This window comes from Providencia sp. PROV040, from assembly GCF_032706145.1.
GTDB lineage: Bacteria > Pseudomonadota > Gammaproteobacteria > Enterobacterales > Enterobacteriaceae > Providencia > Providencia hangzhouensis.
Genome location: NZ_CP120530.1, coordinates 4,602,921 through 4,622,846, shown reverse-complemented (window position 1 = coordinate 4,622,846; position 19,926 = coordinate 4,602,921). Strand labels below are relative to the sequence as shown.

General features: G+C 44.2%; 35 protein-coding genes and 4 tRNA genes. 37 read left to right on the top strand and 2 right to left on the bottom strand.

Annotated elements, in window-relative coordinates:
* The first annotated feature begins 416 nt into the window (after positions 1–416).
* The 37 genes from P3L40_RS21665 (at position 417) to P3L40_RS21485 (ending at position 18,010) form a co-directional block, all read left to right on the top strand.
* Positions 417–492: transfer RNA gene (locus P3L40_RS21665), tRNA-Thr, on the top strand.
* Positions 493–507: 15 nt separating this feature from the next.
* Positions 508–592 (top strand) — tRNA-Tyr (locus tag P3L40_RS21660).
* 75 nt (positions 593–667) lie between these two features.
* Positions 668–742, top strand: a tRNA-Gly gene (locus P3L40_RS21655).
* A gap of 6 nt (positions 743–748) precedes the next feature.
* Positions 749–824, top strand: a tRNA-Thr gene (locus P3L40_RS21650).
* A 118-nt stretch (positions 825–942) separates the two neighbouring features.
* Complete coding sequence (tuf, locus tag P3L40_RS21645; RefSeq protein ID WP_004264373.1) at positions 943–2,127, top strand: elongation factor Tu; 1,185 nt, start codon at positions 943–945, stop codon at positions 2,125–2,127.
* Between the two features lie 273 nt (positions 2,128–2,400).
* On the top strand, positions 2,401–2,601 hold the full coding sequence (gene bfd / locus P3L40_RS21640; protein WP_004265412.1) for a bacterioferritin-associated ferredoxin: 201 nt from the start codon (positions 2,401–2,403) through the stop codon (positions 2,599–2,601).
* Between the two features lie 126 nt (positions 2,602–2,727).
* Positions 2,728–3,201, top strand: a complete 474-nt coding sequence (bfr, locus tag P3L40_RS21635) for a bacterioferritin (RefSeq protein ID WP_094963184.1) — start codon at positions 2,728–2,730, stop codon at positions 3,199–3,201.
* 340 nt (positions 3,202–3,541) lie between these two features.
* Entirely contained in the window at positions 3,542–3,853 is a 312-nt protein-coding gene (gene rpsJ, locus P3L40_RS21630) for a 30S ribosomal protein S10 (RefSeq protein WP_001181005.1), read from the top strand.
* A 32-nt stretch (positions 3,854–3,885) separates the two neighbouring features.
* Positions 3,886–4,515 (top strand): 50S ribosomal protein L3, encoded by a 630-nt coding sequence (gene rplC / locus P3L40_RS21625; protein WP_004265414.1) that lies wholly within the window; start codon positions 3,886–3,888, stop codon positions 4,513–4,515.
* A 16-nt stretch (positions 4,516–4,531) separates the two neighbouring features.
* Entirely contained in the window at positions 4,532–5,137 is a 606-nt protein-coding gene (rplD, locus tag P3L40_RS21620; RefSeq protein WP_004265418.1) for a 50S ribosomal protein L4, read from the top strand.
* Positions 5,134–5,436, top strand: a complete 303-nt coding sequence (gene rplW, locus P3L40_RS21615) for a 50S ribosomal protein L23 (protein WP_004265420.1) — start codon at positions 5,134–5,136, stop codon at positions 5,434–5,436. Before rplD ends, rplW begins: the two co-directional genes overlap by 4 nt.
* A gap of 19 nt (positions 5,437–5,455) precedes the next feature.
* A complete protein-coding gene (rplB, locus tag P3L40_RS21610; RefSeq protein WP_004265422.1) occupies positions 5,456–6,280 on the top strand; it encodes a 50S ribosomal protein L2 in 825 nt (274 codons plus the stop codon).
* A 14-nt stretch (positions 6,281–6,294) separates the two neighbouring features.
* Positions 6,295–6,573, top strand: a complete 279-nt coding sequence (gene rpsS, locus P3L40_RS21605) for a 30S ribosomal protein S19 (RefSeq protein ID WP_004265426.1) — start codon at positions 6,295–6,297, stop codon at positions 6,571–6,573.
* A 15-nt stretch (positions 6,574–6,588) separates the two neighbouring features.
* Positions 6,589–6,921, top strand: coding sequence for a 50S ribosomal protein L22 (gene rplV, locus P3L40_RS21600; protein ID WP_004265430.1), 333 nt, complete (start codon positions 6,589–6,591; stop codon positions 6,919–6,921).
* A 17-nt stretch (positions 6,922–6,938) separates the two neighbouring features.
* Positions 6,939–7,640 carry a 30S ribosomal protein S3 gene (rpsC, locus tag P3L40_RS21595; protein ID WP_004265433.1) on the top strand — a complete coding sequence of 234 codons (702 nt, stop codon included), beginning with the start codon at positions 6,939–6,941 and terminating at the stop codon, positions 7,638–7,640.
* 12 nt (positions 7,641–7,652) lie between these two features.
* Positions 7,653–8,063 (top strand): 50S ribosomal protein L16, encoded by a 411-nt coding sequence (gene rplP, locus P3L40_RS21590; protein ID WP_004265436.1) that lies wholly within the window; start codon positions 7,653–7,655, stop codon positions 8,061–8,063.
* Complete coding sequence (rpmC, locus tag P3L40_RS21585; protein ID WP_004265442.1) at positions 8,063–8,254, top strand: 50S ribosomal protein L29; 192 nt, start codon at positions 8,063–8,065, stop codon at positions 8,252–8,254. The genes rplP and rpmC overlap by 1 nt, the downstream gene beginning before the upstream one ends.
* Positions 8,254–8,508, top strand: a complete 255-nt coding sequence (gene rpsQ, locus P3L40_RS21580) for a 30S ribosomal protein S17 (protein WP_004265446.1) — start codon at positions 8,254–8,256, stop codon at positions 8,506–8,508. Before rpmC ends, rpsQ begins: the two co-directional genes overlap by 1 nt.
* A 175-nt stretch (positions 8,509–8,683) precedes the next feature.
* Positions 8,684–9,055, top strand: coding sequence for a 50S ribosomal protein L14 (gene rplN, locus P3L40_RS21575; protein WP_004265449.1), 372 nt, complete (start codon positions 8,684–8,686; stop codon positions 9,053–9,055).
* Between the two features lie 10 nt (positions 9,056–9,065).
* On the top strand, positions 9,066–9,380 hold the full coding sequence (rplX, locus tag P3L40_RS21570) for a 50S ribosomal protein L24 (RefSeq protein WP_004265452.1): 315 nt from the start codon (positions 9,066–9,068) through the stop codon (positions 9,378–9,380).
* A 15-nt stretch (positions 9,381–9,395) separates the two neighbouring features.
* The gene (gene rplE, locus P3L40_RS21565) at positions 9,396–9,935 is read left to right on the top strand and encodes a 50S ribosomal protein L5 (RefSeq protein ID WP_004265455.1); all 540 of its coding nucleotides are present in this window, start codon (positions 9,396–9,398) and stop codon (positions 9,933–9,935) included.
* Positions 9,936–9,947: 12 nt separating this feature from the next.
* Entirely contained in the window at positions 9,948–10,253 is a 306-nt protein-coding gene (gene rpsN / locus P3L40_RS21560) for a 30S ribosomal protein S14 (RefSeq protein ID WP_004265458.1), read from the top strand.
* A gap of 29 nt (positions 10,254–10,282) precedes the next feature.
* Positions 10,283–10,675, top strand: a complete 393-nt coding sequence (rpsH, locus tag P3L40_RS21555; protein ID WP_004907134.1) for a 30S ribosomal protein S8 — start codon at positions 10,283–10,285, stop codon at positions 10,673–10,675.
* A gap of 14 nt (positions 10,676–10,689) precedes the next feature.
* Complete coding sequence (gene rplF, locus P3L40_RS21550; RefSeq protein ID WP_004265464.1) at positions 10,690–11,223, top strand: 50S ribosomal protein L6; 534 nt, start codon at positions 10,690–10,692, stop codon at positions 11,221–11,223.
* 9 nt (positions 11,224–11,232) lie between these two features.
* Positions 11,233–11,586 (top strand): 50S ribosomal protein L18, encoded by a 354-nt coding sequence (gene rplR / locus P3L40_RS21545; RefSeq protein ID WP_004265467.1) that lies wholly within the window; start codon positions 11,233–11,235, stop codon positions 11,584–11,586.
* 14 nt (positions 11,587–11,600) lie between these two features.
* A complete protein-coding gene (rpsE, locus tag P3L40_RS21540) occupies positions 11,601–12,101 on the top strand; it encodes a 30S ribosomal protein S5 (protein WP_004265471.1) in 501 nt (166 codons plus the stop codon).
* Positions 12,102–12,107: 6 nt separating this feature from the next.
* Positions 12,108–12,287 carry a 50S ribosomal protein L30 gene (gene rpmD / locus P3L40_RS21535; protein WP_004265475.1) on the top strand — a complete coding sequence of 60 codons (180 nt, stop codon included), beginning with the start codon at positions 12,108–12,110 and terminating at the stop codon, positions 12,285–12,287.
* A 3-nt stretch (positions 12,288–12,290) separates the two neighbouring features.
* The gene (gene rplO, locus P3L40_RS21530; protein WP_004265478.1) at positions 12,291–12,725 is read left to right on the top strand and encodes a 50S ribosomal protein L15; all 435 of its coding nucleotides are present in this window, start codon (positions 12,291–12,293) and stop codon (positions 12,723–12,725) included.
* Between the two features lie 7 nt (positions 12,726–12,732).
* On the top strand, positions 12,733–14,058 hold the full coding sequence (secY, locus tag P3L40_RS21525; protein WP_004265481.1) for a preprotein translocase subunit SecY: 1,326 nt from the start codon (positions 12,733–12,735) through the stop codon (positions 14,056–14,058).
* A 46-nt stretch (positions 14,059–14,104) separates the two neighbouring features.
* Positions 14,105–14,221: a 50S ribosomal protein L36 gene (gene rpmJ, locus P3L40_RS21520; RefSeq protein WP_004265484.1), complete on the top strand. Its 117-nt coding sequence runs from the start codon at positions 14,105–14,107 to the stop codon at positions 14,219–14,221.
* A 145-nt stretch (positions 14,222–14,366) separates the two neighbouring features.
* Positions 14,367–14,723, top strand: a complete 357-nt coding sequence (gene rpsM, locus P3L40_RS21515; RefSeq protein WP_004907144.1) for a 30S ribosomal protein S13 — start codon at positions 14,367–14,369, stop codon at positions 14,721–14,723.
* A 16-nt stretch (positions 14,724–14,739) separates the two neighbouring features.
* A complete protein-coding gene (rpsK, locus tag P3L40_RS21510; protein WP_002919257.1) occupies positions 14,740–15,129 on the top strand; it encodes a 30S ribosomal protein S11 in 390 nt (129 codons plus the stop codon).
* 37 nt (positions 15,130–15,166) lie between these two features.
* On the top strand, positions 15,167–15,787 hold the full coding sequence (gene rpsD / locus P3L40_RS21505; RefSeq protein ID WP_004265487.1) for a 30S ribosomal protein S4: 621 nt from the start codon (positions 15,167–15,169) through the stop codon (positions 15,785–15,787).
* A 25-nt stretch (positions 15,788–15,812) separates the two neighbouring features.
* The gene (locus P3L40_RS21500) at positions 15,813–16,802 is read left to right on the top strand and encodes a DNA-directed RNA polymerase subunit alpha (RefSeq protein ID WP_004265491.1); all 990 of its coding nucleotides are present in this window, start codon (positions 15,813–15,815) and stop codon (positions 16,800–16,802) included.
* 37 nt (positions 16,803–16,839) lie between these two features.
* Positions 16,840–17,226 (top strand): 50S ribosomal protein L17, encoded by a 387-nt coding sequence (gene rplQ, locus P3L40_RS21495; RefSeq protein WP_004907152.1) that lies wholly within the window; start codon positions 16,840–16,842, stop codon positions 17,224–17,226.
* 133 nt (positions 17,227–17,359) lie between these two features.
* Positions 17,360–17,776 (top strand): Zn(2+)-responsive transcriptional regulator, encoded by a 417-nt coding sequence (zntR, locus tag P3L40_RS21490; RefSeq protein WP_036959225.1) that lies wholly within the window; start codon positions 17,360–17,362, stop codon positions 17,774–17,776.
* Positions 17,777–17,809: 33 nt separating this feature from the next.
* Complete coding sequence (locus tag P3L40_RS21485) at positions 17,810–18,010, top strand: alternative ribosome-rescue factor A (protein WP_004265498.1); 201 nt, start codon at positions 17,810–17,812, stop codon at positions 18,008–18,010.
* On the opposite strand, the gene mscL is transcribed toward P3L40_RS21485, so the two are convergent.
* Both mscL and trkA read right to left on the bottom strand, forming a co-directional pair.
* Complete coding sequence (mscL, locus tag P3L40_RS21480) at positions 18,011–18,421, bottom strand: large-conductance mechanosensitive channel protein MscL (RefSeq protein WP_004265501.1); 411 nt, start codon at positions 18,419–18,421, stop codon at positions 18,011–18,013.
* A gap of 105 nt (positions 18,422–18,526) precedes the next feature.
* A complete protein-coding gene (gene trkA, locus P3L40_RS21475; protein ID WP_004265502.1) occupies positions 18,527–19,903 on the bottom strand; it encodes a Trk system potassium transporter TrkA in 1,377 nt (458 codons plus the stop codon).
* Between the last annotated feature and the right edge of the window lie 23 nt (positions 19,904–19,926).

The window sequence follows — 19,926 nt, the reverse complement described above, 5'->3', positions numbered from 1 at the left end:
TGCCTATTTTATGCAGGTTGGACAGGTTGCCTAAACACCCGTATCCATAAAATTTGCTAGCATCATAGCGAGGGAAAGTGGGGAGGCGTAGGTTTTTTTCTATTTTTTATCAGTTTTTTTTGATGTAGGCAGAAAAAATGATACTGAGTGATGAAAAAAACGCCTAAGAATAAGAGGGGAAAACTGTGATATCGAATAAAAAATAATGATTTTAAAAATTTTAAGTCTCTTTCTCCCTTTACTGACCAAATGATAATGGACTATAGTTAACAGCTGCTGTTGATGTTTTAAGCTTAAAGCAGTTAAAAAATCAACAAAAATGCGAAAAAGCGAACAAAATGTGAGCGAACAAACAAAAAAGTTAATTTTTTTGTTGCAACCTGCGCCGACTCTACCTAGAATGCGCAGCACTTGATGCCGGCATAGCTCAGTTGGTAGAGCAACTGACTTGTAATCAGTAGGTCCCGAGTTCGACTCTTGGTGCCGGCACCATTAAAAATTTGGATAGGTGGGATACCCAAGCGGCCAAAGGGAGCAGACTGTAAATCTGCCGTCACAGACTTCGAAGGTTCGAATCCTTCTCCCACCACCATCTCCAAGAAATTTTCTTAAGAGAAAATTTTGAGGAACAGTTTAACAGCTGATAACTCAGGTAGCCGAGTTCATTGCGGGCATCGTATAATGGCTATTACCTCAGCCTTCCAAGCTGATGATGCGGGTTCGATTCCCGCTGCCCGCTCCAAGATGTGCTGATATGGCTCAGTTGGTAGAGCACACCCTTGGTAAGGGTGAGGTCGGCAGTTCGAATCTGCCTATCAGCACCACTTCCTTTATGTTCTCACTTATCTCCCTGATTTGTCTCCTGAAAAAAAACAAGCGAAATAATTCTTGCTTGGTTGATGTGGTTTAACCACCGATTCCGTGTCTTAGAGGGACAATCTAATGTCTAAAGAAAAATTTGAACGTTCAAAACCGCACGTTAACGTTGGTACTATCGGCCACGTTGACCACGGTAAAACTACTCTGACAGCAGCTATCACTACTGTTCTGGCTAAAACTTACGGCGGTTCTGCTCGCGCATTCGACCAAATCGATAACGCACCAGAAGAAAAAGCGCGTGGTATCACCATCTCTACTTCACACGTAGAATATGATACTCCAACTCGCCACTACGCACACGTAGACTGCCCAGGACACGCCGACTATGTTAAAAACATGATCACTGGTGCTGCTCAGATGGACGGTGCAATTCTGGTTGTTGCTGCGACAGATGGCCCAATGCCACAAACTCGTGAGCACATCCTGTTAGGTCGTCAGGTTGGTGTTCCTTACATCATCGTTTTCCTGAACAAATGTGACATGGTAGACGACGAAGAGCTGTTAGAATTAGTCGAAATGGAAGTTCGTGAACTTCTGTCTCAATACGATTTCCCAGGCGACGACACGCCAGTTGTCCGTGGTTCAGCACTGAAAGCGCTGGAAGGCAACCCAGAGTGGGAAGCGAAAATTGTTGAATTAGCAGGCCACCTGGATACTTACATTCCAGAACCAGAGCGTGCAATTGACAAGCCATTCCTGCTGCCAATCGAAGACGTATTCTCAATCTCAGGTCGTGGTACAGTAGTAACAGGCCGTGTTGAGCGTGGTATCATCAAAGTTGGTGAAGAAGTTGAAATCGTTGGTATTCAAGACACGGTTAAAACAACGTGTACTGGCGTTGAAATGTTCCGTAAACTGTTAGACGAAGGTCGTGCAGGTGAGAACGTTGGTGTTCTGCTGCGTGGTACTAAGCGTGAAGAAATTCAACGTGGTCAAGTACTGGCGAAACCAGGTTCAATCAAGCCACACACTAAATTTGAATCAGAAGTTTATATTCTGAGCAAAGATGAAGGTGGTCGTCATACTCCATTCTTCAAAGGTTACCGTCCACAGTTCTACTTCCGTACAACTGACGTAACAGGTACTATCGAACTGCCAGAAGGCGTAGAGATGGTAATGCCAGGTGATAACATCAACATGATCGTTACCCTGATCCACCCAATCGCGATGGACGACGGTTTACGTTTCGCAATCCGTGAAGGTGGCCGTACTGTAGGTGCGGGTGTTGTTGCAAAAATTATTGCATAATACATAGCTTTATCTAGTTTTAAAAAAGGGCACCTTATTTAGGTGCCCTTTTGTTGTTATAAGCAAAATTTTGACTACATAAAATTACAGTATTACGTTGCTATATATTAGCCGAATTATTCATATTAAAAGTTATTTTTTCTTTTGATTTCATTTGCTTGTGTAATTAATCGCTCAGTGGTAAATGATCTTTGTAAATCATTAGTAATGATAATTGAAATGCAAATCATTTTTATTTAAACTATCTGTATGTGATTTATACAGGTAAGCATCATGTACATCTGCCTTTGTGAAGCCATTACTGATAAACAGATCAGAAATGCCGCAAGAAAGTATCAAGTGACCTCACTAAAGGGTCTACGACAAATTCTGCCTGTAGGCTTAGAATGTGGAAAATGTATTCGGCAGACGAAGGCAATTTTATATGAAGAGCAAATGATTTTTGAGGATGCGTGCGCAACTGAAGTCGCATAGTATTTAATACCAGTCAAATTATTCCCACCATATTTATCACCTTTTGTTTAAATACATTGTGTAAAAATCACACTAACATCAATTTCAGTACTACACTTAAAAGACTGGAAGCGATGGAGGGTAGAAATGAAAGGCGATAAAAAAATGATAGCCCACCTAAATAAACTACTGGGCAATGAGTTAGTTGCAATTAACCAATATTTTTTGCATGCACGCATGTTTAAAAATTGGGGGCTTACACGTCTCAATGAGATGGAATATCACGAATCAATTGATGAAATGAAGCACGCAGATAAATATATAGAGCGAATTCTTTTCCTCGAAGGTATTCCTAACTTACAAGATCTTGGCAAATTGAATATTGGTGAAGATGTTGAAGAAATGCTGAAGTCAGATTTACAGCTTGAAATCGATGGGGCAAAAAATCTAAAGGAAGCTATTAAGTATGCAGATTCGGTTCATGACTACGTAAGTCGAGACCTGATGATTGAAATTTTAGCTGATGAAGAAAATCATATTGATTGGATAGAAACTCAACTAGAGCTGATTAATCGTTTGGGAATTCAAAACTATCTTCAAGCACAAGTTAAAGAAGAATAAAGTCTTATTCCGTACTGTTGTTTTATTAAGTTAATAACTAACCTCAACCACTGTGTATTCCATGGTTGAGGTTTTTTTTATTACCCCCCTAGAAAATTCGCACATATTTTCCTCGATTGCTTGCGTTTCCCTATAATTTACGTATAATGCGCGGGCTTACTGATGAGTAAGCCCTATATTTTAGGACTGAAATATCAGTATTGAGTTAACGATTTGTTGCTCATTTAGACAATACTTCCGATTTGGAAGTTACATCAAGAACGATTACACTCTCCCATCAATCGAAATGGGCACGAGGAGTAATCATTTACGTTTATAAAATAGTTGGAGCTCTGGTCTCATGCAGAACCAAAGAATCCGTATCCGCCTGAAAGCTTTTGATCATCGTTTAATCGATCAATCAACTGCGGAAATCGTAGAGACTGCTAAGCGCACTGGTGCGCAAGTTCGTGGTCCTATCCCGCTGCCGACACGTAAAGAGCGTTTTACCGTTCTGATTTCTCCGCACGTTAACAAAGATGCGCGTGATCAGTACGAAATTCGCACTCACAAGCGTCTGGTTGACATCGTTGAGCCAACCGAAAAGACCGTTGATGCTCTGATGCGTCTGGACCTGGCTGCCGGCGTTGACGTGCAGATCAGCCTGGGTTAATCAGGTCGTCGAACGATTGAGAGGTTGAAACAATGAAAGGTTTAGTCGGTAAGAAAGTCGGTATGACTCGTATCTTCACTGAAGATGGCGTTTCTATACCTGTAACTGTTATCGAAATTGAAAATAACCGTGTTACTCAGGTTAAAACTGCAGAAACTGACGGTTATAATGCAATTCAGGTTACTACCGGTAGCAAAAAAGCTAATCGTGTAACTAAGCCTGAAGCAGGTCATTTCGCTAAAGCTGGCGTCGAAGCTGGCCGTATCCTGCGTGAATTCCGCATTGAAGACAGTGCAGAATACACAGTAGGTCAAAGCATTAGCGTTGAAATTTTCGCTGACGTTAAAAAAGTCGACGTTACTGGTACATCTAAAGGTAAAGGTTTTGCCGGCACAGTTAAGCGCTGGAATTTCCGTACTCAAGATGCTACTCACGGTAACTCCTTGTCTCACCGTGTTCCGGGTTCTATCGGTCAAAACCAGACTCCGGGCAAAGTGTTTAAAGGCAAGAAAATGGCAGGCCAACTGGGTAATGAGCGTGTAACTGTTCAAAGCCTAGATGTAGTACGTGTTGACGCTGAGCGCAACCTGCTGCTGGTCAAAGGTGCTGTTCCAGGAGCAACTGGTAGCAACCTGATCGTAAAACCGGCTGTCAAGGCTTAACGTCGAGGAGATAGGAATGGAATTGGTAATGAAAGACGCGCAAAGCGCGCTGACTGTTTCCGAAACTACCTTCGGGCGTGATTTCAATGAAGCGCTTGTTCACCAAGTAGTTGTTGCGTATGCAGCTGGTGCTCGTCAAGGTACTCGTGCTCAGAAAACTCGTGCTGAAGTTTCTGGTTCAGGTAAAAAACCATGGCGTCAAAAAGGTACTGGCCGTGCACGTTCTGGTTCAGTAAAGAGCCCAATTTGGCGCTCTGGTGGTGTTAGCTTCGCAGCTAAACCACAGGACCACAGTCAAAAAGTTAATAAGAAGATGTACCGTGGTGCTTTAAAAAGCATCCTCTCTGAGTTGGTACGTCAAGATCGTCTGATCGTTGTCGAGAAGTTCTCTGTTGAAGCACCTAAAACTAAGTTGCTGGCACAGAAACTGAAAGATATGGCTCTGGAAGATGTTCTGATCATCACTGCTGAATTAGATGAAAATCTGTTTTTAGCAGCGCGTAACCTGTATAAGGTTGACGTTCGTGATGCAGCAGGTATTGACCCGGTTAGCCTGATCGCCTTCGACAAAGTGGTTATGACTGCTGATGCTGTGAAGCAAGTTGAGGAGATGCTGGCATGATCCGTGAAGAACGTCTGCTAAAAGTACTGCGCGCGCCGCATGTATCTGAAAAAGCTTCTACAGCGATGGAAAAAAGCAATACCATCGTTCTCAAAGTTGCGAAAGACGCGACTAAAGCAGAAATCAAAGCTGCTGTACAGAAACTGTTTGAAGTTGAAGTTGAAGGTGTTAACACTTTGCTGGTTAAAGGCAAAACTAAACGCCACGGTCAGCGTTTCGGTCGTCGTAGCGACTGGAAAAAAGCTTACGTCACGCTGAAAGAAGGCCAAAATTTGGACTTCATTAGCGGTGCTGAGTAAGTCGGAGGAGTAAAGAACAATGGCAGTTGTTAAATGTAAACCTACGTCTCCGGGCCGTCGCCACGTAGTTAAAGTGGTTAACCCTGAGCTGCATAAGGGTAAACCTTATGCTCCGCTGTTAGAAAAAAACAGCAAATCCGGTGGTCGTAACAACAATGGCCGTATCACTACCCGTCATATCGGTGGTGGCCATAAGCAGCATTATCGTTTAGTTGACTTTAAACGCAACAAAGACGGTGTTCCTGCAGTTGTTGAGCGTTTGGAATATGATCCAAATCGTTCTGCGAACATTGCACTGGTTCTATATAAAGACGGTGAACGTCGTTATATTCTTGCACCAAAAGGCCTGAAAGCTGGCGACCAGATTCAATCTGGTGTTGATTCAGCAATCAAAGCTGGTAACGCACTGCCGATGCGCAACATCCCTGTTGGTTCTACAGTTCATAACATCGAACTGAAACCAGGTAAAGGTGGACAGTTAGCGCGTTCAGCAGGTACTTACGCTCAAATCGTTGCTCGTGATGGTGCTTATGTCACATTACGTCTGCGTTCTGGTGAAATGCGTAAAGTTTTAGCTGATTGCCGTGCAACTCTTGGTGAAGTTGGTAACGCTGAACATATGTTACGTGTTCTCGGTAAAGCTGGTGCTAGCCGCTGGCGTGGTGTTCGTCCTACCGTTCGTGGTACTGCGATGAACCCAGTAGACCATCCACATGGTGGTGGTGAAGGCCGTAACTTTGGTAAACACCCAGTAACACCATGGGGCGTTCAAACCAAAGGTAAGAAAACTCGTAGTAACAAGCGTACTGATCAATTCATCGTACGTCATCGTTCTAAAAAATAATTAGAGGATAAACCATGCCACGTTCTCTCAAGAAAGGTCCTTTTATTGACCTGCACTTGCTGAAGAAGGTAGAGAAAGCGGTGGAAAGCGGAGACAAGAAGCCTCTTAAGACTTGGTCCCGTCGTTCAACGATCTTTCCTAATATGATCGGATTGACCATCGCTGTCCATAATGGTCGTCAGCATGTTCCAGTTTTTGTAACCGACGAAATGGTTGGTCACAAACTGGGTGAATTCGCACCGACTCGCACTTATCGCGGCCACGCGGCAGATAAGAAAGCTAAGAAACGTTAAGGATAGGAGGAAGAGATGGAAACTTTAGCTATGCATCGCCACGCTCGTTCTTCTGCCCAGAAGGTTCGCTTAGTTGCCGACCTGATTCGCGGTAAGAAAGTGTCGCAAGCTCTGGAAATTCTGACCTACACCAACAAGAAAGCTGCTGGTTTAGTGAAGAAAGTACTTGAATCTGCAATTGCTAACGCAGAGCAAAACGATGGCGCTGACATTGATGACCTGAAAGTTGCGAAAATTTTCGTAGACGAAGGTCCAACCATGAAACGCATCATGCCGCGTGCGAAAGGCCGTGCAGATCGTATTCTTAAGCGCACCAGCCACATTACTGTGGTTGTGTCCGATCGCTGAGACTCTGGAGACTAGCAATGGGTCAGAAAGTACATCCTAATGGTATTCGCCTGGGTATTGTCAAACCTTGGAACTCTACTTGGTATGCGAACACCAATGAATTCGCTGACAACCTAGACAGCGATTACAAAGTACGCCAGTACTTGAATAAAGAATTGGCAAAAGCGTCAATCTCTCGCATCGTTATCGAACGTCCTGCGAAAAGCATCCGTGTGACTATTCACACTGCTCGCCCAGGTATCGTTATCGGTAAGAAAGGTGAAGACGTTGAAAAACTGCGTAAAACAGTAGCGGATATCGCTGGTGTTCCTGCGCAAATCAATATCGCCGAAGTTCGTAAACCAGAACTAGACGCTAAATTAGTTGCTGACAGCATTTCTTCACAGCTGGAACGTCGTGTTATGTTCCGTCGTGCTATGAAGCGTGCAGTACAGAACGCAATGCGTCTGGGCGCTAAAGGTATTAAAGTTGAAGTCAGTGGCCGTTTAGGCGGTGCTGAAATCGCTCGTACCGAGTGGTATCGTGAAGGCCGTGTGCCACTGCACACATTACGTGCTGATATCGATTACAACACTTCAGAAGCGCACACCACTTACGGTGTTCTCGGCGTTAAGGTATGGATCTTCAAAGGTGAGATTCTGGGTGGTATGGCTGCTGTTGAACAAGCTGAGAAACCAGCTGCTCAACCTAAAAAGCAGCAGCGTAAAGGCCGCAAGTAAGGAGAGTCGCTGATGTTACAACCAAAGCGTACAAAATTTCGTAAGGTGCACAAAGGCCGCAACCGTGGTCTAGCGCAAGGTACGGATGTTAGCTTCGGCACTTTCGGTCTTAAAGCTGTTGGCCGTGGTCGTCTGACTGCACGTCAGATCGAAGCGGCACGTCGTGCTATGACCCGTGCTATTAAGCGTCAAGGTAAAATCTGGATCCGTGTGTTCCCAGACAAACCAATCACTGAGAAACCACTCGAAGTTCGTATGGGTAAAGGTAAAGGTAACGTAGAATATTGGGTTGCCTTAATTCAGCCTGGTAAAGTACTGTACGAAATGGACGGTGTGCCTGAAGAGCTGGCTCGTGAGGCATTCTCTCTGGCAGCAGCGAAACTGCCTATCAAAACCACCTTTGTAACTAAGACGGTGATGTAATGAAAGCACAAGAGCTGCGCGAAAAAAGCGTTGAAGAGCTGAATGCTGAACTTTTGAACCTGTTACGTGAACAATTTAATTTACGTATGCAGGCTGCAAGCGGTCAGCTGCAACAGTCTCATCTGTTGAAACAAGTGCGTCGCGATATCGCACGTGTGAAGACTTTACTGACTGAGAAGGCAGGTGCGTAATGAGCGATAAAATCCGTACTCTGCAAGGTCGTGTAGTTAGCGATAAAATGGAGAAATCTATTGTTGTTGCTATCGAACGTATGGTGAAACACCCTCTGTATGGTAAATTCATCCGTCGTACGACTAAATTGCACGTACATGACGAGAACAATGAATGTGGAATTGGTGACGTGGTAGAAATCCGCCAAACTCGTCCACTGTCTAAGACTAAGTCTTGGGCCTTAGTTCGCGTTGTAGAAAAAGCTGTTCTGTAATAGAATAACTTTTCTTGATGAATAAACGGCTCTTTTTGATTGAGCCGTTTATTTTTTTCTGTCCAACACGATGATGTGGTGTTATAATGCCGCGCCCTCGTAGTATGGGTATATTTGAACGGCCTCTTCATAATGAGGTGGCTCAGTAGTAGTTGACATTTAGCGGAGCACTAAAATGATCCAAGAACAGACTATGCTGAACGTGGCCGACAACTCCGGTGCACGTCGCGTAATGTGTATCAAGGTTCTAGGTGGCTCGCACCGTCGCTATGCACATGTAGGCGACATCATTAAAATTACTGTTAAAGAAGCAATTCCACGCGGTAAAGTTAAAAAGGGTGATGTCCTGAAAGCGGTAGTGGTGCGCACCAAGAAGGGTGTACGTCGCCCTGACGGTTCTGTCATTCGCTTCGATGGTAATGCTTGTGTGTTATTAAATAATAACAGTGAGCAAGTAATCGGTACGCGTATTTTTGGGCCGGTAACTCGTGAACTTCGTAACGAGAAGTTTATGAAAATTATCTCTCTGGCACCTGAAGTACTCTAAGGAGCGAACTATGGCAGCGAAAATCCGTCGTGATGACGAAGTTATCGTGCTAACTGGGAAAGACAAAGGTAAGCGCGGTAAAGTAAAGCAGGTTATTTCTTCTAGTAAAGTTATCGTTGAAGGTATCAATCTGGTTAAAAAACATCAGAAGCCTGTACCGGCTCTGAACCAACCAGGTGGCATCGTTGAAAAAGAAGCGGCTATTCAAGTTTCTAACGTTGCAATCTTTAACGCGGCAACTGGTAAGGCTGACCGTGTAGGCTTTAGATTCGAAGACGGCAAAAAAGTCCGTTTCTTCAAATCTAACAGTGAAACTATCAAGTAATTTTTGGAGTATACGATGGCGAAACTGCATGATTACTATAAAGACGAAGTAGTTAATAAACTCATGACCGAGTTTAGCTACACTTCTGTCATGCAAGTCCCTCGGGTCGAGAAGATCACCCTGAATATGGGTGTTGGTGAAGCGATTGCTGATAAAAAACTGCTGGATAACGCAGCAGCTGATTTAACAGCGATCTCAGGTCAAAAACCTTTGATCACCAAAGCACGCAAATCTGTTGCAGGCTTCAAAATCCGTCAGGGCTATCCAATCGGCTGTAAAGTAACCCTGCGTGGCGAACGCATGTGGGAGTTCCTTGAGCGTCTGATTTCTATTGCTGTACCACGTATTCGTGACTTCCGTGGCTTGTCCGCTAAGTCTTTCGATGGTCGCGGTAACTACAGCATGGGTGTTCGTGAACAAATCATCTTCCCTGAAATCGATTACGATAAAGTGGATCGCGTACGTGGTTTAGATATTACTATCACCACTACTGCGAAATCAGATGACGAAGGTCGCGCACTGTTAGCAGCGTTCAACTTCCCGTTCCGCAAGTAAGGCAGGGTACTCATGGCTAAGAAATCTATGAAAGCGCGTGATGTTAAACGTGCTAAATTAGCTGAGAAATTCTTCGCAAAACGCGTAGAACTGAAAGCTATCATCTCTGATGTTAAAGCATCTGATGAAGATCGCTGGGACGCTGTTCTCAAGCTGCAAACACTGCCACGTGATTCAAGTCCTTCTCGTCAGCGTAACCGCTGCCGTCAAACAGGGCGTCCGCACGGTTTCCTGCGGAAGTTTGGTCTGAGCCGTATTAAAGTCCGTGAAGCCGCTATGCGCGGTGAAATCCCGGGCCTTAAAAAGGCAAGTTGGTAATTCCATTTGAATCACGGGAGTAAAGACAGATGAGCATGCAAGATCCCATCGCGGATATGCTGACCCGTATCCGTAACGGTCAGGCCGCGAACAAAGTTGCGGTCACCATGCCTTCCTCCAAGCTGAAAGTGGCAATTGCCAAAGTGCTGAAGGAAGAAGGTTATATTGAAGATTTTAAAATTGAAGGCGACATCAAGCCAGAACTGGAACTGACTTTACGTTATTTCCAAGGTAAGGCTGTTGTAGAAAGCATTCAGCGTGTAAGCCGCCCAAGTCTGCGCATCTATAAGAAAAAAGATGAGCTGCCACAAGTTATGGCTGGTTTAGGTATCGCTGTTGTTTCTACCTCTAAAGGTGTCATGACTGATCGTGCAGCTCGCCAAGCTGGTCTTGGTGGCGAGATTCTCTGCTACGTAGCTTAATTCGGGAGGAAAGAATGTCTCGTGTGGCAAAAGCACCCGTCGTCATTCCTGCCGGCGTAGAGGTAAAACTCAACGGTCAGGTTATTTCGATTAAGGGTAAAAACGGCGAGCTTACTCGTACTATCCATAATGCAGTTGAAGTTAAAAGCGAAGACAATCAACTGACTTTCGCACCACGCGAAGGTTTTGATGATGCATGGGCACAAGCGGGTACTACTCGTTCACTGTGCAATGCAATGGTTGTTGGTGTTACCGAAGGCTTCACTAAAAAGCTTCAACTGGTCGGTGTTGGTTACCGTGCAGCAATCAAAGGCAATGCAGTAAGCTTGTCTTTAGGTTTCTCGCATCCGGTTGAACACGCACTGCCAGCAGGCATTACTGCTGAATGTCCAACACAAACTGAAATCGTACTGAAAGGTGCGGATAAGCAAGTGATTGGTCAAGTTGCAGCAGAACTGCGTGCTTACCGTCGTCCTGAACCTTACAAAGGTAAAGGTGTTCGTTACGCCGATGAAATCGTGCGTACCAAAGAGGCTAAGAAGAAGTAAGGTAACACTATGGATAAGAAAGCAGCTCGTATCCGTCGTGCGACCCGCGCACGCCGTAAGATCCAAGAGTTGGGTGCGACTCGCCTGGTGGTACATCGTACTCCACGCCATATTTATGCGCAGGTTATCGCACCGAACGGTTCTGAAACATTGGTTGCAGCTTCTACTACAGAAAAAGCTATCAATGAGCAAGTGAAATTCACTGGAAACAAAGATGCAGCAGCAGTAGTTGGTAAATTAATTGCTGAACGCGCACTGGAAAAAGGCATCACTGTTGTTGCTTTTGACCGTTCTGGTTTCCAATATCATGGTAGAGTCCAGGCACTGGCAGATGCTGCCCGTGAAGCTGGCCTTCAGTTCTAAGGTAGAGGTGTAAGATGGCTCACATCGAAAAACAAGCTGGCGAACTGCAGGAAAAGCTGATCGCGGTAAACCGCGTAGCAAAAACCGTTAAAGGTGGCCGTATTTTCAGCTTTACCGCACTGACTGTAGTTGGTGATGGTAACGGTCGCGTTGGTTTTGGCTACGGCAAAGCGCGCGAAGTTCCGGCAGCAATCCAGAAAGCGATGGAAAAAGCCCGTCGCAGTATGAAAACCGTTGCTCTAAACAACGGCACATTGTTCCACCCTGTGAAAGGTACACACACTGGTTCTCGTGTGTTTATGCAACCTGCTCACGAAGGTACCGGTATCATTGCCGGCGGTGCAATGCGTGCTGTTTTAGAAGTAGCTGGAGTTCGCAACGTACTGGCTAAAACCTATGGTTCCACTAACCCAATCAACGTGGTTCGTGCAACACTGGATGCTTTAGACAGCATGAAGTCTCCAGAAATGGTCGCAGCTAAGCGTGGAAAATCCGTCGAAGAAATTCTGGGGTAATCGGCTATGGCTAAGACTATTAAAATTACACAAGTTCGCAGTTCAATCGGTCGTCTGCCTAAGCATAAGGCAACACTGGTCGGTTTAGGTCTGCGTCGCATTGGTCATACAGTAGAGCGCGAGGATACTCCTGCTGTACGTGGTATGGTCAACTTGGTTTCCTACATGGTTAAAGTTGAGGAGTAAGAGATGCGTTTAAATACTCTGTCTCCGGCTGAAGGTGCCAAGCACGCGCCTAAACGCGTAGGTCGTGGTATCGGTTCTGGTCTCGGTAAAACCGGCGGCCGTGGTCACAAAGGTCAGAAATCTCGTTCTGGCGGTGGCGTACGTCGTGGTTTCGAAGGTGGCCAGATGCCTTTATACCGTCGTCTGCCGAAATTCGGCTTCACTTCACGCAAAGCAATGATCACTGCAGAGATTCGTCTGTCTGATTTTGCTGCTGTTGAAGGCGATGTTATTGATCTGAACGCACTGAAAGCCGCGAACGTTGTTGGCATCCAGATTGAATATGCGAAAGTTATTCTGTCTGGCGAAGTGAACCGTGCAGTTACTGTACGTGGCCTTCGTGTTACTAAAGGTGCTCGCGCTGCAATCGAAGCTGCCGGCGGTAAAATTGAGGAATAAGTGACAGATGGCTAAACAACCAGGATTAGATTTTCAAAGTGCCAAGGGTGGAGCTGGCGAACTTAAACGCAGACTTTTGTTTGTAATTGGTGCGCTAATTGTTTTCCGAATTGGTTCTTTTATTCCAATCCCTGGTATTGATGCCACTGTGCTTGCCAAATTGCTCGAACAGCAACAAGGCACCATCATTGAAATGTTTAACATGTTCTCTGGTGGTGCTCTTAGCCGTGCTTCTATCTTTGCTTTGGGTATCATGCCGTATATTTCGGCATCGATTATCATCCAATTATTATCAGTGGTTAATCCACGGTTAGCAGAGATTAAGAAGGAAGGAGAAGCAGGTCGTCGGAAGATAAGCCAATATACTCGTTGGGGTACTCTGGTATTAGCAATATTCCAATCTATTGGTATTGCAATGGGTCTACCGAATATGCCAGGGATGCAAGGGTTAGTTATTGATCCGGGTCTCCCGTTCTACTTTACGGCTGTTGTTAGCTTGGTCACGGGGACTATGTTCCTTATGTGGTTAGGTGAGCAGATAACTGAAAGAGGTATCGGTAACGGTATTTCTATCATTATCTTCGCTGGTATTGTTGCGGGATTACCGCCGGCTATTGGCCATACCATCGAGCAAGCTCGGCAAGGCGATCTGCACTTCCTCCTGTTGCTGTTGGTTGCGGTGTTAGTATTCGCGGTTACATTCTTTGTTGTGTTTATGGAACGTGGTCAACGTCGTATCGTCGTTAATTACGCTAAACGTCAGCAAGGTCGCCGTGTTTACGCAGCACAAAGTACACATTTACCGTTAAAAGTGAATATGGCGGGTGTAATTCCTGCAATTTTTGCTTCCAGTATCATACTATTCCCGGGTACAATAGCTTCTTGGTTTGGTGATGGAACTGGCTGGGACTGGCTGACTACAATTTCTATGTATTTACAGCCTGGTCAACCGTTATATGTGTTACTTTATGCATCTGCGATCATCTTCTTCTGTTTCTTCTATACGGCGTTGGTTTTCAACCCGAGAGAAACAGCAGATAACCTGAAGAAGTCCGGTGCATTTGTACCAGGAATTCGTCCGGGAGAGCAAACGGCCAAGTACATTGATAAGGTAATGACTCGCTTAACATTAGTTGGCGCATTATATATTACCTTCATCTGCCTAATCCCGGAGTTCATGCGTGACGCAATGAAAGTACCTTTCTATTTTGGTGGTACTTCCCTCTTAATCGTGGTTGTCGTTATCATGGACTTTATGGCTCAAGTGCAAACTCTGATGATGTCAAGTCAGTATGAGTCTGCATTGAAGAAAGCAAACCTGAAAGGTAAGTAATCATTTAGTGTGATTATGGTTTGCTTAGAAGTTACGGAGAGTAAAAATGAAAGTTCGTGCTTCCGTCAAGAAATTATGCCGTAACTGCAAAATTATTCGTCGCAATGGTAGCGTTCGTGTAATTTGTAGTGTTGAACCAAGACATAAACAACGTCAAGGTTAAGAAAAAGCATTTTTTTCTTGCAAAGTTGGGTTGAGCTGGCTAAATTAGCCAGCCAATCTTTTTTATCTAAGATACATTATTGTTTGAGTATCCTGAAAACGGGCTTTTCAGCACAGTAATGTATATTTTAACTTAGGAGTGCATAGTGGCCCGTATAGCAGGCATTAACATTCCTGATCATAAACATACTGTAATCGCTTTAACATCGATTTTCGGTATCGGCAAAACTCGTTCACAGGCTATCTGTGAAGCAACTGGTATTGCTGAAAATGTTAAGATCAGTGAGCTGTCTGAAGAACAAATCGACAAGCTGCGTGACGAAGTTGCTAAATACGTTGTAGAAGGTGACTTACGTCGTGAAATTACCCTGAGCATCAAGCGTCTGATGGACCTTGGATGTTACCGTGGTTTACGTCATCGTCGTGGTCTTCCTGTGCGCGGACAGCGTACTAAGACTAACGCTCGTACCCGTAAGGGTCCGCGTAAGCCGATCAAGAAATAAGTCGGGGTATTGAATAATGGCAAAAGCACCAATTCGTGCACGTAAGCGTGTAAGAAAACAAGTCTCAGACGGTGTGGCTCATATCCATGCTTCTTTCAACAACACAATCGTTACTATTACAGACCGTCAAGGTAACGCATTGGGTTGGGCAACTGCCGGTGGTTCCGGTTTCCGTGGTTCTCGCAAATCCACTCCGTTTGCAGCTCAGGTTGCAGCAGAGCGTTGCGCAGAAGCCGTGAAAGAATACGGTATCAAGAACCTGGAAGTTATGGTTAAGGGACCGGGTCCGGGTCGCGAATCAACAATTCGTGCTCTGAACGCCGCTGGTTTCCGCATCACTAATATTACTGATGTGACTCCTATCCCTCATAACGGTTGTCGCCCACCGAAAAAACGTCGCGTTTAATACGTTTCGTTTTTTTTAGGACTGTTGGAGAAAGAAAATGGCTAGATATTTGGGTCCTAAGCTCAAGCTGAGCCGTCGCGAAGGAACAGACCTCTTCCTGAAGTCTGGTGTTCGCGCGATTGACACCAAGTGTAAATTAGAACAGGCTCCAGGCCAGCACGGTGCGCGTAAACCGCGTCTGTCTGACTATGGCGTCCAGTTACGTGAAAAACAAAAAGTTCGTCGTATCTACGGTGTTCTGGAACGTCAATTCCGTAACTATTACAAAGAAGCAACACGTCTGAAAGGCAACACAGGTGAAAACCTGCTGACTTTGCTGGAAGGTCGTCTTGATAACGTCGTTTACCGTATGGGCTTTGGCGCAACTCGCGCAGAAGCACGTCAAATGGTTAGCCATAAAGCTATCATGGTAAATGGCCGTGTAGTTAATATCGCTTCTTATCAGGTTTCCCCGAATGACGTTATCAGCGTTCGTGAGAAAGCTAAAAAACAGTCTCGTATTAAGGCTGCTTTAGAGCTGGCTGAACAGCGTGAGAAGCCAACTTGGCTGGAAGTTGATGCTGCTAAAATGGAAGGTGTGTTCAAACGTATTCCTGAACGTACTGACTTGTCTGCGGACATTAACGAACACCTGATCGTCGAGCTTTACTCCAAGTAAAGCTTAGCACCAAAGAGAGGACACAATGCAGGGTTCTGTGACAGAGTTTCTAAAACCGCGCCTGGTAGATATCGAGCAAGTGAGTTCGACGCACGCTAAGGTGACCCTTGAGCCTTTAGAGCGTGGCTTTGGCCATACTCTTGGTAACGCACTGCGCCGTATTCTGCTTTCGTCTATGCCGGGTTGTGCGGTGACAGAGGTTGAGATTGATGGTGTACTGCATGAGTACAGCACCAAAGAAGGTGTACAGGAAGATATCCTGGAGATTCTCCTCAACCTGAAAGGGCTGGCGGTAAAAGTTCAGGGGAAAGATGAAGTTATTTTAACCTTGAATAAATCTGGCATTGGCCCTGTGACTGCAGCCGACATCATCCATGATGGTGATGTCGAAATCGTCAAGCCACAGCACATCATCTGCCACCTGACTGACGAAAGCGCATCTATTAATATGCGAATTAAAGTACAGCGTGGTCGTGGTTATGTGCCGGCTTCTGCCCGAGTTCATTCGGAAGAAGATGAGCGCCCAATCGGTCGTTTGTTAGTCGATGCTTGCTACAGCCCAGTAGAGCGTATTGCCTACAATGTTGAAGCAGCTCGTGTTGAGCAACGTACAGACTTGGATAAGTTAGTTATTGAAATGGAAACTAACGGTACAATCGATCCTGAAGAGGCGATTCGCCGTGCGGCAACCATTCTGGCTGAACAACTTGAAGCTTTTGTTGACTTACGTGATGTACGTCAGCCTGAAGTTAAAGAAGAAAAACCAGAATTCGATCCTATCTTATTGCGCCCAGTTGACGATCTGGAATTGACTGTCCGCTCTGCTAACTGCCTCAAAGCAGAAGCTATCCACTACATCGGTGATCTGGTACAGCGTACAGAAGTTGAGTTGCTTAAAACTCCGAATCTTGGTAAGAAATCTCTTACTGAAATTAAGGACGTCTTGGCATCTCGTGGTCTTTCTCTGGGCATGCGCTTAGAAAATTGGCCACCAGCAAGTATTGCTGATGACTAAGATCACAGGTTAAGGTTTTACTGAGAAGGATAAGGTCATGCGCCATCGTAAGAGTGGTCGTCAATTGAACCGCAACAGCAGCCACCGCCAAGCTATGTTCCGTAACATGGCAGGTTCTTTAGTTCGTCATGAAATCATCAAGACGACTCTGCCTAAAGCGAAAGAACTGCGTCGCGTCGTTGAGCCGCTGATTACTCTTGCCAAGACCGACAGCGTAGCTAATCGTCGTCTGGCATTCGCACGTACTCGTGATAACGAGATCGTTGCAAAATTATTTAATGAACTGGGACCTCGTTTCGCAGCTCGTGCAGGTGGTTACACTCGTATTCTTAAGTGTGGCTACCGCACAGGTGACAACGCTCCGATGGCTTACATCGAGCTTGTTGACCGTGCTGTTGAGTCTCAAGAAGCAGCTGCAGAGTAATCTGCTGTCGCTTTCAAGAAAACCGGGTATATTTGCCCGGTTTTTTTGTACCTGCTATTCTTACTTCTTCAAATAAATTTATTCCCTTGATTTTTTCGTGGTTAACCCATATTTACAGGTAAGTATTATGAGCATGTATAAGATAGGTGAACTTGCTAGGCTAGCAGATGTGACGCCTGATACGATTCGTTTTTATGAAAAACAAGGTTTGATGGGACATAAAGAAAGAACAGAAGGTGGGTATCGGTTATTTACGGAACAAGACCTACAGCGACTGCGTTTTATTCGTTATGCAAAACAGTTAGGTTTTACTTTAGAAGCTATCACTGAATTACTTTCAATACGAGTGGATCCTGAGCATCATACCTGCCAAGAATCTAAACAGATTGTTGATCTCAGATTACTTGAAGTTGAAAAAAAGATACAAGAGCTTATTATTATGCGCGATTCGCTGAAGATGTTAAGTTCAGCGTGCTGTGGTGAAGAACATGCGACAACCTATTGCTCCATTATGGAAATATTAGAAAAAGGTGCATCTAAAGTTTATTAATTATACAATCTGCTAATTATATGAGGGTATATCATGAGTAAATATCAACATAAACGTGGTGAGATTAAAGATAATGCGATTGAAGCATTACTACATGATCCACTATTTCGCCAAAGAGTTGAAAAAAACAAAAAAGGAAAAGGTAGTTATACAAGAAAAGAAAAAAATAAGAAGTCAGTTAACTGGGAGGCCAGCGGTAATAGGTTTATTTACTTATTACCACTGGCCTTTTAGTTAATTTTTATTTTGTTCTTTTAAAAGATCACGAATTTCTGATAACAGAACTTCTTCTTTAGATGGTGGGGCTGGCTCTGCTGGTGCGGCTTCTTTTTCACGGCGAACTTTATTCATGACCTTAATTGCCATAAAGATAGCGAACGCAACAATAACGAAGTCAAAAACGGTTTGTATAAACATACCATAATTTAGTACTACTGCTGGTAAATCACCTTGTGCTTCTTTTAATACTACGCTGAATGATTTGAAATCAACACCTCCGATTAGTAAACCTAGCGGAGGCATAATGACATCAGCAACTAATGAAGATACAATTTTACCAAATGCAGCACCAATAATAATACCAACTGCCATATCCACTACATTGCCCTTCATAGCAAATTCGCGGAAATCTTTTAAAAAGCTCATTAGACGACCCCTTAATAAATAACTCAATTGAAACAAAACATGTATTAGGTTAACAAATTATAGTCGCTAAAATTATTAAGCTACAAATATTTACTATTTTTATTTTTATAAAAAGAATGGACTTGGTTGAAATAATTTTTCAACTTCGGGTACATACTTTTTATCTGTAATAAACATAATGACATGGTCACCTTGTTCAATTATATGGTAATCACTAGCTATAATGACTTCTTCTTCACGAACAATTGCACCAATAATAGTTCCAGGAGGAAGTTTAATTTCAGATATTTTTTTGCCAACAACTTTTGACGTATTTTCATCACCGTGTGCAATTGCCTCAATAGCTTCCGCAACGCCTCTTCTTAAAGATGAAACATTGACTATATCCGCTTTTCTTACATGGCTTAATAAAGCAGAAATAGTTGCCTGTTGAGGTGAAATCGCAATATCAATCACCCCACCTTGAACGAGTTCAACGTATGCAGAGCGTTGTATAAGAACCATTGCTTTTTTAGCCCCCATTTTTTTTGCTAACATAGCAGACATAATATTAGCTTCATCATCATTTGTTAGGGCAATAAAAACATCCATTTGCTCAATATGTTCTTCTGTGAGTAGTTCTTGGTCGGATGCATCGCCATAAAATACAATGGTATCATGCAGTAACTCAGCAAGTTCTGTTGCACGCTTCTGGTTTCGCTCAATAAGTTTCACGCTGTAATCTTTTTCTAGTCGCCTTGCTAGACCAGCTCCGACGTTACCACCACCGACTATCATCAAACGTTTGTATGGCTTTTCTAGTCTTTGCAGCTCGCTCATTACGGCTCGGATATGTTGTGTTGAAGCAACAAAAAAAACCTCATCACCCGCTTCAATAATTGTTGAGCCTTGAGGCCGGATAGGCCTATCTTGGCGGAAAATAGCGACAACGCGAGTATCAATATGTGGCATATGTTCGCGTAAACTCGATAATGCATTACCCACGAGGGAACCGCCGTAATAAGCTTTTACAGCAACAATACTGACTTTGCCTTCTGCAAAGTTTACAACTTGAAGAGCACCAGGGTATTGAATTAATTTATAGATATAATCGATAACTAATTGTTCTGGCGATATTAAGTAGTCAATCGGGATTTGTTCAGGCAGGAACAATTTGTCGGCTTCACGGATATATTCAGTTGCCCTGATACGCGCTATTTTATTTGGGGTATTAAATAGGCTATAGGCAATCTGGCAAGCAATCATGTTAGTTTCATCGGAATTGGTCACTGCTACTAACATATCTGCATCTTCTGCACCTGCATCTCGAAGTACCCGGGGATGAGAACCATGGCCATTTACCACTCGCAGATCGAATTGATCCTGTAATTGACGTAAGCGATCAGCATCGGTATCGACGACGGTAATATCATTGTTCTCATCAACTAAATTTTCAGCAAGCGTGCCGCCAACTTGCCCAGCACCTAGAATAATGATCTTCATTACATATTCCTATATCAGAGAGC

Bases quoted from the DNA above. Each gene is read 5' to 3' on its own strand.
- tuf (WP_004264373.1), top strand. From the start codon at position 943: ATGTCTAAAGAAAAATTTGAACGTTCAAAACCGCACGTTAACGTTGGT.
- bfd (WP_004265412.1), top strand. From the start codon at position 2,401: ATGTACATCTGCCTTTGTGAAGCCATTACTGATAAACAGATCAGAAAT.
- bfr (WP_094963184.1), top strand. From the start codon at position 2,728: ATGAAAGGCGATAAAAAAATGATAGCCCACCTAAATAAACTACTGGGC.
- rpsJ (WP_001181005.1), top strand. From the start codon at position 3,542: ATGCAGAACCAAAGAATCCGTATCCGCCTGAAAGCTTTTGATCATCGT.
- rplC (WP_004265414.1), top strand. From the start codon at position 3,886: ATGAAAGGTTTAGTCGGTAAGAAAGTCGGTATGACTCGTATCTTCACT.
- rplD (WP_004265418.1), top strand. From the start codon at position 4,532: ATGGAATTGGTAATGAAAGACGCGCAAAGCGCGCTGACTGTTTCCGAA.
- rplW (WP_004265420.1), top strand. From the start codon at position 5,134: ATGATCCGTGAAGAACGTCTGCTAAAAGTACTGCGCGCGCCGCATGTA.
- rplB (WP_004265422.1), top strand. From the start codon at position 5,456: ATGGCAGTTGTTAAATGTAAACCTACGTCTCCGGGCCGTCGCCACGTA.
- rpsS (WP_004265426.1), top strand. From the start codon at position 6,295: ATGCCACGTTCTCTCAAGAAAGGTCCTTTTATTGACCTGCACTTGCTG.
- rplV (WP_004265430.1), top strand. From the start codon at position 6,589: ATGGAAACTTTAGCTATGCATCGCCACGCTCGTTCTTCTGCCCAGAAG.
- rpsC (WP_004265433.1), top strand. From the start codon at position 6,939: ATGGGTCAGAAAGTACATCCTAATGGTATTCGCCTGGGTATTGTCAAA.
- rplP (WP_004265436.1), top strand. From the start codon at position 7,653: ATGTTACAACCAAAGCGTACAAAATTTCGTAAGGTGCACAAAGGCCGC.
- rpmC (WP_004265442.1), top strand. From the start codon at position 8,063: ATGAAAGCACAAGAGCTGCGCGAAAAAAGCGTTGAAGAGCTGAATGCT.
- rpsQ (WP_004265446.1), top strand. From the start codon at position 8,254: ATGAGCGATAAAATCCGTACTCTGCAAGGTCGTGTAGTTAGCGATAAA.
- rplN (WP_004265449.1), top strand. From the start codon at position 8,684: ATGATCCAAGAACAGACTATGCTGAACGTGGCCGACAACTCCGGTGCA.
- rplX (WP_004265452.1), top strand. From the start codon at position 9,066: ATGGCAGCGAAAATCCGTCGTGATGACGAAGTTATCGTGCTAACTGGG.
- rplE (WP_004265455.1), top strand. From the start codon at position 9,396: ATGGCGAAACTGCATGATTACTATAAAGACGAAGTAGTTAATAAACTC.
- rpsN (WP_004265458.1), top strand. From the start codon at position 9,948: ATGGCTAAGAAATCTATGAAAGCGCGTGATGTTAAACGTGCTAAATTA.
- rpsH (WP_004907134.1), top strand. From the start codon at position 10,283: ATGAGCATGCAAGATCCCATCGCGGATATGCTGACCCGTATCCGTAAC.
- rplF (WP_004265464.1), top strand. From the start codon at position 10,690: ATGTCTCGTGTGGCAAAAGCACCCGTCGTCATTCCTGCCGGCGTAGAG.
- rplR (WP_004265467.1), top strand. From the start codon at position 11,233: ATGGATAAGAAAGCAGCTCGTATCCGTCGTGCGACCCGCGCACGCCGT.
- rpsE (WP_004265471.1), top strand. From the start codon at position 11,601: ATGGCTCACATCGAAAAACAAGCTGGCGAACTGCAGGAAAAGCTGATC.
- rpmD (WP_004265475.1), top strand. From the start codon at position 12,108: ATGGCTAAGACTATTAAAATTACACAAGTTCGCAGTTCAATCGGTCGT.
- rplO (WP_004265478.1), top strand. From the start codon at position 12,291: ATGCGTTTAAATACTCTGTCTCCGGCTGAAGGTGCCAAGCACGCGCCT.
- secY (WP_004265481.1), top strand. From the start codon at position 12,733: ATGGCTAAACAACCAGGATTAGATTTTCAAAGTGCCAAGGGTGGAGCT.
- rpmJ (WP_004265484.1), top strand. From the start codon at position 14,105: ATGAAAGTTCGTGCTTCCGTCAAGAAATTATGCCGTAACTGCAAAATT.
- rpsK (WP_002919257.1), top strand. From the start codon at position 14,740: ATGGCAAAAGCACCAATTCGTGCACGTAAGCGTGTAAGAAAACAAGTC.
- rpsD (WP_004265487.1), top strand. From the start codon at position 15,167: ATGGCTAGATATTTGGGTCCTAAGCTCAAGCTGAGCCGTCGCGAAGGA.
- P3L40_RS21500 (WP_004265491.1), top strand. From the start codon at position 15,813: ATGCAGGGTTCTGTGACAGAGTTTCTAAAACCGCGCCTGGTAGATATC.
- rplQ (WP_004907152.1), top strand. From the start codon at position 16,840: ATGCGCCATCGTAAGAGTGGTCGTCAATTGAACCGCAACAGCAGCCAC.
- zntR (WP_036959225.1), top strand. From the start codon at position 17,360: ATGTATAAGATAGGTGAACTTGCTAGGCTAGCAGATGTGACGCCTGAT.
- P3L40_RS21485 (WP_004265498.1), top strand. From the start codon at position 17,810: ATGAGTAAATATCAACATAAACGTGGTGAGATTAAAGATAATGCGATT.
- mscL (WP_004265501.1), bottom strand. From the start codon at position 18,421: ATGAGCTTTTTAAAAGATTTCCGCGAATTTGCTATGAAGGGCAATGTA.
- trkA (WP_004265502.1), bottom strand. From the start codon at position 19,903: ATGAAGATCATTATTCTAGGTGCTGGGCAAGTTGGCGGCACGCTTGCT.